The sequence below is a fragment of the Aquabacterium sp. genome, assembly GCF_050725395.1.
Classification (GTDB): Bacteria; Pseudomonadota; Gammaproteobacteria; order Burkholderiales; family Burkholderiaceae_C; genus Aquabacterium.
Map to the genome: position 1 here is coordinate 1 of NZ_JBOHHL010000070.1, position 10,473 is coordinate 10,473.

Annotated in this window: 3 protein-coding genes; all 3 read right to left on the reverse strand. The window is 65.3% G+C overall.

Annotated elements, in window-relative coordinates; all coding sequences use genetic code 11:
* Positions 1 to 7,576 (reverse strand): amino acid adenylation domain-containing protein (locus ACREB4_RS20875; protein ID WP_431590166.1); only part of this gene is annotated, 7,576 nt, incomplete at its 3' end.
* The gene (locus ACREB4_RS20880) at positions 7,573 to 8,634 is read right to left on the reverse strand and encodes a TauD/TfdA family dioxygenase (RefSeq protein ID WP_431590167.1); all 1,062 of its coding nucleotides are present in this window, start codon (positions 8,632 to 8,634) and stop codon (positions 7,573 to 7,575) included. The genes ACREB4_RS20880 and ACREB4_RS20875, both read right to left, overlap by 4 nt.
* A partial coding sequence (locus tag ACREB4_RS20885) for a condensation domain-containing protein (protein ID WP_431590168.1) occupies positions 8,631 to 10,473 on the reverse strand: 1,843 nt, incomplete at its 5' end. The genes ACREB4_RS20880 and ACREB4_RS20885, both read right to left, overlap by 4 nt.

The following is a 10,473-nucleotide window of genomic DNA, read 5'->3' on the forward strand; positions in this document are numbered from 1 at the left end:
GCACCGGTTCGGCCACCATGGCCAGTTGCGCCAGCGATTGCCGCTCGAACATCTGGCGCGGCGTGACCTTCCAGCCCAGCGCGCGCAAGCGCGCCACGATCTGCAGGCTGATGATCGAGTCACCGCCCAGTTCGAAGAAGTTGTCCTGGCGCCCCACCCGCTCGGCCCCCAGCACCTGCGCCCACACCTGGGCCAGGACCTCTTCGGCCTGGCCTTGCGGGGCTTCATAGGCCCGTGCCTCGTCCAGCGCCACCGGCGGCAGCGCCTTGCGGTCGATCTTGCCGCTGGCGTTCAGCGGCAAGGCTGGCAGCACCACGATCGTGGCCGGCACCATGTACTCGGGCAGCGCGCTGCCCAGGCGGGCACGCAGCGCCTGCGTGTCCAGGGGTTGATCACCCGCGTTGGCCGAGACGTAGCCCACCAGGCGGGTGCCGCCTGCTGCGCTCTGCGCCACCACCACCGCCTCCCTCACCTGGGGCTGGGCCAGCAGTTGGGCTTCGATCTCGCCCAGCTCGATGCGCAGGCCCCGGATCTTGACCTGGTGGTCGATGCGGCCCACGTAGGCCAGTTGCCCATCGTCGCGCCAGCGCACCAGGTCGCCCGTGCGGTACAGCCGCTCTCCTTGCGTGCCCTGCGGGTCGGCCACGAAGCGCTCGGCGCTCAGCGCGGGCCGGTTAAGGTAGCCGCGTCCCAGGCCGGCTCCGCCCAGGTACAGCTCGCCCACCACGCCTGGCGGCACCGGGTTCAGGTCGGCGTCCAGCACCCAGGTGCTGACACCGTCGATCGGGCGGCCGATGGCCACCTGGCTTTGCCCATCGTCTCGGCACGTCCAGTGCGTCACGTCGATGGCCGCCTCGGTGGGGCCATAGAGGTTGTACAGGCCCGCCTGGGGCAGGCGCTGCAGGACTTGGCCTTGCAGTTCGGCCGGCAGGGCTTCTCCGCTGCACACGATGCGCTTGAGGCCGCTGCACTGGCTCACTTGCTCGTGGGCCATGAAGGCTTGCAGCATCGAGGGCACGAAGTGGATGGTGGTGATGCCATGGGCCTGGATCAGGTCGACCAGGCGTTCGGGGTCGCGGTGGTCCCCAGGGGCGGCCATCGCCAGGCGCGCGCCGACCATCAGGGGCCAGAAGAATTCCCACACCGAGACGTCGAAGCTGAAGGGGGTCTTTTGCAGGACGGTGTCGGTCTCGTCCAGGCCGTAGGCCGATTGCATCCAGCCCAGGCGGTTGTGCAGGGCCCGGTGGCGGTTGGCCGCCCCTTTGGGCTGGCCGGTCGAGCCCGAGGTGTAGATCACGTAGGCCAGGCTTTCGCCGTGCAGGGGCACTTGCGGGTTGTGGCTGGCCTCGCCCGACCAATCCACTTGGTCGATCAGGAGCAGGCGCACGTGCGCCGGGCATGGCAGGGCCTGGACCAGGTGTGACTGGGTCAGCAGCAGTCCGATGCCGCTGTCGCTGGCCATGTAGGCGATGCGCTCTGGCGGGTACTCGGGGTCGATGGGCACGTAGGCGGCACCGGCCTTCAGGATGGCCAGCAGGCCCACCACCATCTCCAGCGAACGCTCGGCCGCGATGCCGACCGCGGTGTCCGGCACCACGCCCAGCGACAACAGCCGGTGGGCCAGGCGGTTGGCCCGTTCGTTGAGTTCACCGTAGCTCAGCTGCGCCTGGGCGAAGACCACAGCCACGGCGTCTGGCCGGGCTTGCGCCTGCGCTTCGATCAGCTCGTGCACCGGTCTGGCGTCCGGACGCACCTGTCCATTCACGCTCCAGCTTCGCAACTTGAAGGACTCTTCAGCGTTCAGCAGTTGCACCGATCCCACCGGCTGGTGGGTGTCCTCCACCAACTTGGCCAACAAGCCCGCCATGGTCCTGGCAACCACCGCCACCTTGTCTGGGTCCAAGCGGTCGGCGTCGAAGCCAAAGCTCAGGCTGAGCTCGTCACCTTGTTGCACCACCAGTGTCAGCGGGTAACTGGTTTCGCCTCGGCTGATCACCTGGCTGAAACGCAGCCTCGAGCCGCCTCGTTCTTCCGTGTTCAGCAAGGCCTGGTCGATCGGGTAGTTTTCGAAGACCACGATGCTGTCGAACAAGGCCTGGCCGCCATACCCAGCGCGACGTTGAACCTCGTGGAGGGGCACCTGTTCATGTTCTCGAGACGCGACATTCCGGGCTTGCAGATCACGCAGCCAGTCGCCGACTGGACGTTCGGCAGCGATGGGCACGCACATCGGCAAGGTGTTGATGAACAACCCCAGCATTTGCTGGGCCCCCGAGAGGCCGTCGGGCCGGCCGGCCACGGTCGCGCCAAAGCACACCGTCTGCTGCCCAAGGTAGCGAGCAAGCAGCAGGGCCCAGGCCGCCTGGATCAAGGTGTTGACCGTGACCCGCTCGGCGGCGGCCACCTTGGCCAAGCGCACCATCATCGGCCGGTCGAGCACCGTGCGGGTTTCGGCCGGCAGGGATGCCTGACCGTCTCGGTGGGTGATCAACGGCGCCAATCTGGACGGCTCTTCGAGCGCCGCCAACTGGGCGTGCCAATGGCGACGCGAGGCTTCCAGGTCCGCCGACTTCAGCCAGCCGATGTAGTCTCGGTATTGCCCGCTCGGCGTTTCAAGCGCTTGCCCGTCATGGTGCCGGATCACCTCGCTCAGCAATTGCGCCGTGCTCCAACCGTCCAGCAACAGGTGATGGCTGGTCCAGATGAAGTGGTGCCGGGCATCGTTCAGGCGCACCAATGCCATGCGCATCAAAGGCGGCTTGGCCAGGTCGAAACCTTGGTCCAACTCGGCCTGGGCCAGCGCATCCAAGGCCTCCCTTGGCTCGGAACGGTCACGCCAATCCTGCTCAAGCATGGCCATGTCCAGCGACTTGGCCACCCACTGCAAGTGAGAGGTGCCTTGCAAGAATCCCGTTCGCAGAACATCGTGACGGGCCACCACGGCTTGCCAGGCCGCCTTGAAACGCACGGTGTCCAGGCCCTCGATGTCCACGCGCAACTGGTTGATGTAGGCCTTGGAGCTGACGTCGTACACGCTGTGGAACAGGATGCCCGACTGGATGGGCGACAAGGGGTACAAGTCTTGCAAGTTGCCCAGGGCCAAGGGCAACTGATCGAGTTGCGTCTGGTTCAATCCGCACAGCGGGAAATCCGATGGTGTCACGCCTTGGGCACCCCGGACACAGTGATCGACCAGCGCCTCCAGTTCCTGCTGGAAGCGATCCACCCATGCCTGAACCGTGTGCCGATCATGGCGAGCCTGGCTGTAGCTCACGGCCAACTGGAGTTGTCCTTCATGAACGCGACCGTTGACCGAAAACTCGTGCGCCTGCGGAGCCGCGCCATTCACCGCAGTACCACCGCGCTCACTCGCCAATTGCCAGCCCGTGCTGCCTCCAAAACTGCCATCGAACTGGCCAAGGTAGTTGAAGTTGATCCGAGCCTGCGGCAAGCCATCCAACGCCGCCTTCTGGCTGGCATGGCCCAGGTGCTTGAACACGCCGTGGCTCAATCCCCGGCCGGGCACTTGGCGCAAGGATTCCTTCACGCGTTTGACCGCCTCGCCGAGTTCACCCAGCGGTGTCAACGCCACGGGGAAGACGCTGGTGAACCAACCCACCGTGCGGGACAGGTCCATGCCCTCGAACACGTCCTCGCGCCCATGCCCTTCCACGTCCACCAGGACCTGGTCCTGGCCTGTCCAGGCGCACAGAGCCCGGCCCAAAGCAGTCAGCAGCAGATCGCTGACCTGAGTGCGGTACGCGGCAGGTGCGACCTTGAGCAAGGTCTCGGTTTTCGCGGCGTCCAACCTCACTTCGATGACCTGCAGATCCGCGGCGGTGTTCGATCCGGAAGGCCTCACGCAGGGCAAGCTGGCCGGCACATCCGACAATCCTTGCCAATGCGCCAGTTCCTCGGGGTGCTGGTCGATGTAGCCTTGCAACGCCAAAGCCCAATCCTTGTAGCTGTGGGTCCGGGAGGGCAAAACGATGTCCCGCCTGGCCAGGGCCTGCTCGCAGGCGGCGTGAAGGTCTTCGAGCAGCACACGCCAGGACACACCGTCGACCACCAGGTGGTGAGCGACCAGCAACAGGCGCCAACTTCCATCGGCCATCTCGATCGCCAAGGCCCGCAGCAAGGGGCCTCGCGACAGGTCCAGGCTGCGTTGCGCTTCATCGCACAAGGCCTCGAGACCCGACGCCTGACAGCCACGGCGGATCCACAAAAGCTCGCCCACGGACTCGCCGAACACCGGCTCGTAATGTTGCGACCAACGGCCATCAGCCTGCGCCTCGAACCTCAGCCTGAAACTGTCGTGGTGGCCGACCACGGCCACCAAGGCTTGCGCCAGGCCTGGCAAGTCGGGCGCCTCCCGCATGCGCAACAACACCGACTGATTCCAGTGATGCCGCTCAGGCACGTCTTGCGCGAAGAAGGCTGCCTGGATCGGGAGCAAAGGCACCTCTCCGGATGTCTGGGATGCTTCGGAGCGCGCGTCTTGCCCGATGGGCACCGCCACCAAGGCCAGTTGCGCCACGGTTTGCCGCTCGAACAGTTGCTTGGGCACGATCTTCCAGCCGGCTTGGCGAGCCCGTGCCACGATCTGGAGGCCCAGGATGGAGTCCCCCCCCAGCTCGAAGAAGTTGTCGCCACGGCTCACCTGGGCCAATCCCAGCACGTCTTGCCACACCGCACACAACGCCTGCTCGACTGCATTTTCTGGCGCTTCGAAAGGCCGGTTGGCGCCCGCGTCGGGATCAGGCAGAGCCTGCCGGTCCAGCTTGCCGTTGGGCGTCAGCGGGAAATGGTCCAGCGCGATGATCACGCTCGGGACCATGTAGGCCGGAAGAGACTGGCCGACGCCATCGCGCAAGGAGGCCACATCGATGGTGTGCCCTGCCTTGGCCGCCACATAGCCGACCAGGCGGAGTCCACCCGGCCCTTGCGCGGCGACGACCACGGCTTCACGCACCCCTGGCTGCGCGAGCAAACGTGCTTCAACCTCACCGAGCTCGACCCGAAAGCCCCGGATCTTGACCTGGTGGTCGACGCGGCCCAGGTAGTCCAGCGCACCATCGGGACGGCACCTCACGAGATCACCGGTCCGATAGAGCCGTTCGCCCGAGAGGAAGGGGTGGGCCACGAAACGCTGTGCGGTCAAGCCCGGCCGTTTCAGGTAGCCACGCGCGATGCCGGGGCCGCCAAGGTAGAGTTCGCCCGGCACGCCGATGGGGCACAAGGCCATGTGCTCGTCCAGTACCAGGCCGGACGACGATGGGACCGGGTGCCCGATCGGGATGGCTTGGCCAGGGGCCGGCGGCGATTCGGTGTCGATGCGCCAGGCGTGCGACCAGACCGTGCCTTCGGTCGGCCCGTATTCATTCACCAGCGCCGCGCGAGGCACGCTCTGTCGATGCTGCGCCACCACGTCGGCGTGGCAGGCCTCGCCCGCCACGATGGCGCATTGCAATGAGGCGCCATTCTTCAAACTCAGCAAGATCTGCTTGTAGAAGGAAGGCAGTGCCAGCACATGAGAGATCCGGTGGTCCGCGATCAGTTGCCCGATCTGGAGGGCGTCCTGGTGCTCATCGTCCGTGGGCAGGTGCAAGGTGCCTCCCTGGCTCAAGGTCCAGAAGACGCCGGCCACCGAACTGTCAAAGGACAAGGACGACAGCAGCAGGTAGCTCGAGAGCGGCTCCTTGTAGAACTGCAAGCGTGCTGCCGTCGAGGCCACCGCGTTTCCGTGAGAAACCATCACCCCCTTGGGCAAGCCGGTCGAGCCCGAGGTGTAGATCAGGTAGGCCAGGCTTTGCGGTGAGGCGGGCATCTTCAAAGTCAAAGGCGATGCGTCACCTTCCTCATGAGGCTCGTCCACGTGCAAGATGGTCAAACCCATGGCTGGCAGGCGACCGGCCTCGCAAGCCAAGGTCAGCACGGTCGATACCTGCGCATCGTCCAAGACATGGGCGATCCGATCGGCGGGGTAAGCCGGATCGATGGGCACATAGGCGGCGCCCGCCTTGAGCACGGCCAGCATCGAAGCGATCGCATGCGCGGACCGACCGATGTGGACCCCGACGACGTCGTCCAGACCGACACCCTGGGCCTGCAGTCGGCGCGCCAGGCGGTTGGCCTGCCGGTCAAGTTCCCGGTAGGACCACTGATCCTGCCCACACACCACGGCCTTGGCATTGGGAGCGTGCCGGGCATGGGCTTCGAACATGGCCTGCAAGGTCTGATCAGGCCAGGCCTCACCCGACTCGGTGACAACGCGACCTTGCCGCAAGATCCAGTCGCGCTCATCGGCACACACCATGGGCAGGTTCGAAGCAAGCGCATCCGGATGGGATGCCGCCGAAGTGGACAAGGCATCGACCTGCCTCAACCAGGCTTTGACCGCATCGCCATCGAATCGCCCATCGTTGAGCCAACGCCATTCGAGCGAGCCATCAGCAGCTTCGACGCATTCGCACCGCAATCCCGCCTGCCCGCATCCTGCATCGACCCGCTTGACCACCCAGCCTCCCGGCATTGCCAGCAAGCGCACGTGCTCGAACTGAAGGGCTGCCCTGGGCCGTCCAGCGCGGGCCAGACCTGCCAGGTACACGGAAGCATTGAAGCATTCATGCCACGAGGCCGCCAACTGAACCTGCTCGTGCACCGAACGGATCAACACGTCGACGGGTGAACCTGGGCTCAAGCGCAAGGAAACCGGCAAGGCCGTGGCATAGTTTCCCCAGGCGCCGTCCAGCTCCGGCGCCCTGGCTATGCAAATCCATTCAAAGGAGAACGCGTCGGTTTGGGCGACGCGCGCCACCCAGGCGGCCCACAGTCCCAGCGTCACCGACTCGATCGGCAAGGCCAATCGTTCGGCCGTGGCCTGGATGAATTGGCTGGCCTGGCCGCTCAGTGCAATGGACTGAACCAGGCGCTGACCGGTGGCGGGCTGCTCGAAAGGCAGGCGTGGCGCGTCGGCCTCGTCCCTTGACCTGGCTTCCCAGAATCGCCCACCCTCCTGCCCCAATTCCGTGGCGAAGAGCTCGTTCTGCCAGGCTGCATAGTCGGCGTACTGCAAGGGCTCCTCGGCCGCGAAAGCCGGCGCCCCCTCCAAGCAATGCAGCAGGCATGCCTTGGCCAGGTCCTGAATGCCTTGCACATCCAGGCTGTAACGCGATGCCGCCAAGGCCCACCGCACACGCCCCTTGACGGGCCTCGCCATGGCCAGGCCGACCACGGCCCCGGCCTGCGCATCGATCAAACCCCGGGCCGCCGACAGCAGAGCGTCATCATCGACCTCAGCCTCAAGCAAGGTGCAAGCCGGCAGGAGATCGGCCACCACGTGCTGCACGGGATAGACCAAGCCTGGCACCGTCCGGTAGCGTGTGCGAAGCACTTCGTGCTGGCGAGCGGCTTCATCGACGGCGTGCCGCAGGGCCTCCAGGTCCACGTTCAGCGCGGGTCCTTCGACCAGCACGGCCATGCATGGCTGCGATGTCTCCCAGTCCGGGGCATGGCTGGCGCATTGCTGGGAAGACAGTTGGTAGGCTTCGACGCGGTCGATGTTGTTGTTGTTCACGCATTCACTCCAATTTTCAAATCTTCGCCACGGCAAGCGTGGGCCATGGCCACCATCACTCGACGCGGCCCTGTGTATGGGCTGCGTCCGTGCAGCGCGAGCATGTTGTCGAGCATCAAGACGTCACCCCGTTCCCACGGGAACTTCACCATCACATCGAGGTAAAGCCCTTGCAGGTGCCGGATGACCTCGGGTTCGATCGGTGTGCCATCACCATAGAAAGTGTTCTGCGGCAAGTCATCCGCCGCGTACTCGCTGCGCAGTTGCTCCCGCGCCGAAGCGGGCAAGGTCAACTCATGGAAAAAGGTCGCGTGGTTGCACCAGACGGTCTCTCCCGTTTTCGGGTGGCGCATCAGCGCGGCACCGATTTGCCGTGTGCGCAGGCCGCCACCGGGCTTCCATTCAGGCCGGATGCCGACACTGCGGCAGTAGGCTTCGACCTCGCTCCGGTCCGACGTCTGGAAAACGGTTTGCCAAGGCAGGCCAAAGCCTTCGCCGTAGTTGCGCACGTACATGACCTGCTTGCGCGCGAACGTTTCCCGGACCTCGGGCCGAAGGCGGCGGAGCAGAAGTCGGGTGCTGCCGATCGGCGTCTCGCCCTGCGTCAAGGCGGGAGTCTCGCAGTACAGGAAGAGGTGCAAGGGAAACACCGGCGAGTAAGAGTGTTCGTTGTGCGGGAAGATGCTTTCCTGTGCCGGGTAGTCGGTGGACGTGTAGACGTTCAGGTCCTGGTGGATCTGTGTTCGGGGCGACGCCCTGAACTGGTATTCCAGCGCGCCGCCAGAGACCGAATCGACATAGTCATTGAAGTCCTGGACCTGGTTGACCGCGAACCCTCGGAACAGGATCGCCCCATGCGTCAACAGGCGCTGGTGGATCTCGGCCTGGTTCACCGCGGCCCATTGTGGAAGGCTGATGCCTGGCAGCCGGGGCTGGACCAAGGCTGGCAGGTCCACGCCGTCGAACAGGCTCGACCATTGCACCAGGTCAGCACCGGCTTCAGGGAGTGCCTGGCGGCGTACCGCGCCCAGTCTGGGCCGAACGTCATGGGAAGTCATGCTGAAGATCCTTCGCTTTTCAATGCTGAATTCAGGCTGGCATCCATGGGCTGCCGGCGCCGCAAACCACCGCGCAAGGCGGCCAGTTTTTTCGAACGTTCGTCGGCCTGTCTGGCCGCCTGGGCACCTCGAAGCTCACGGACGACGTGTCGCAGGGACTCGAGGCTGGCTTCGCCTGAGGCCATGAGGGCACGCAGGACCGCCACGATCTCCTGGCCAAGGCTGTCCATGCTGGATTCGTTGAAGCAGTCGGCGTCGTAGCGAATCGACGCCTGGATGTCCTTGCCGGTGTGGAGAAAACCCACGATCAGGTCAAGCTCGGCCTGGGCCCCCGGCACCGGGCATTCGCTGATCGACAGGCCCGGCAGGCGCCAAGCCTCGGCCGCTTCACGGTAGATCACCTTCACCTGGAACAGCGGGGCACGCCCGCCACGCTCTCCCGCTTTCATGAGGCCGACCAGCCGGTCGAAAGGCAGGTCCTGGTGGTCGCTGGCCGCGATGACGGTGTGCTGCAATTGCGCCAGAAGCTCGGCCGCGGAGCGCGGCGTTTCGACATCGATGGGCAAGGCCAGTTGGTTCACGAAGAAGCCCACCATCGGTTCGGTTTCCGCCTGGTGGCGGTTGGCCATGTCGGTGCCCACAAAAAACCGGGCTTGTCCCGAGCGTTCCGCCAGCGCCAGGCTGACGCAGGCAAGCAGGACCATGAACGGTGTGGCCTGGTGCTGCCTGGCCAAGGTGGACAGCGCTGCCGTGGTGGGACCGTCCAAGTCGAACGCGTTGATGCCGAGCGGATGCGCGCGTTGGGCAGGCAAGGCTTTTTCCGGCGGCAGGACCAAGGGCGGGATGCCAGCCAACTGGGTCCGCCAGTGCTCGGCCTGCCTTTGCATCTCGCCATCGTCCAGCCACCGCCGCTGTGCGAGCGCGAAATCGGCGTATTGGAACTTCAATGCGGGCAAGGCCAGGGCCTCATCATCTTGGGCACAGGCGTAGTACCGGGCAAGATCCCGCAGCATGACCTGACTCGACCACCCGTCGGCCACGATGTGGTGCAGCACCACCACCAAAATGTGCGCCTGCTCCGCCAGCTTGATCAACTCGATCCGCAGGAGCGGCCCGCGCGTGAGGTCGAAAGGCTGCTTCACCGCTTGCAAGATGTGGCGGTCCACCCGCTGAGGTATCTCTGGTGTGGGCTCGTCCCAGGCCGCCATGGGCAGGGGCACGGGATGTGCAGGTTGAACACATTGCCAGCCCCGGCCGTCGGTTTCGCCAAAAACAGTGCGCAAGGCGGTGTGCCTCTGAACCAGCCGATCGAAAGCCGAGCTCAGCCTGGCCACGTCCAGCACGCCTTCCAGATGGAAGGCCGCCGGCATGTTCATGGCGGTGTCATTTGGATCGAGTTGCCACAGGAACCACAGGCGTTGCTGGGCGTAGGACAAAGGCACTGGCTCGCCTTCGCGGACTGGGGAGCCGTCAAGGGCCCATTGGCGGTCGTCAAAGGCTTTCGATCCTTGCAAGGCCAAGGCGGATTGCTGCACGGTGGGGTGCGAGAAGACCGCCTGCAAAGGCAGGTCGCGCTTCAAGGCGATGCGAACGCGGGCGACCAGGCGAACTGCCAGCAAAGAGTGGCCACCGAGTTCGAAGAAGTTGTCACGCCGGCCCACGCGGGGCACGCCGAGGACCTCGGCCCAGATGGCGGCCAGCGCGCTTTCCAACTCGCCTTGCGGCGCTTCATGGGTGGGTGAAGCACCGAGTTCGGGATCGGGCAAGGCCTGCCGGTCGATCTTGCCATTGGCGTTGAGCGGCAGGCTGGGCAGCACCACGATGTGCGCCGGCACCATG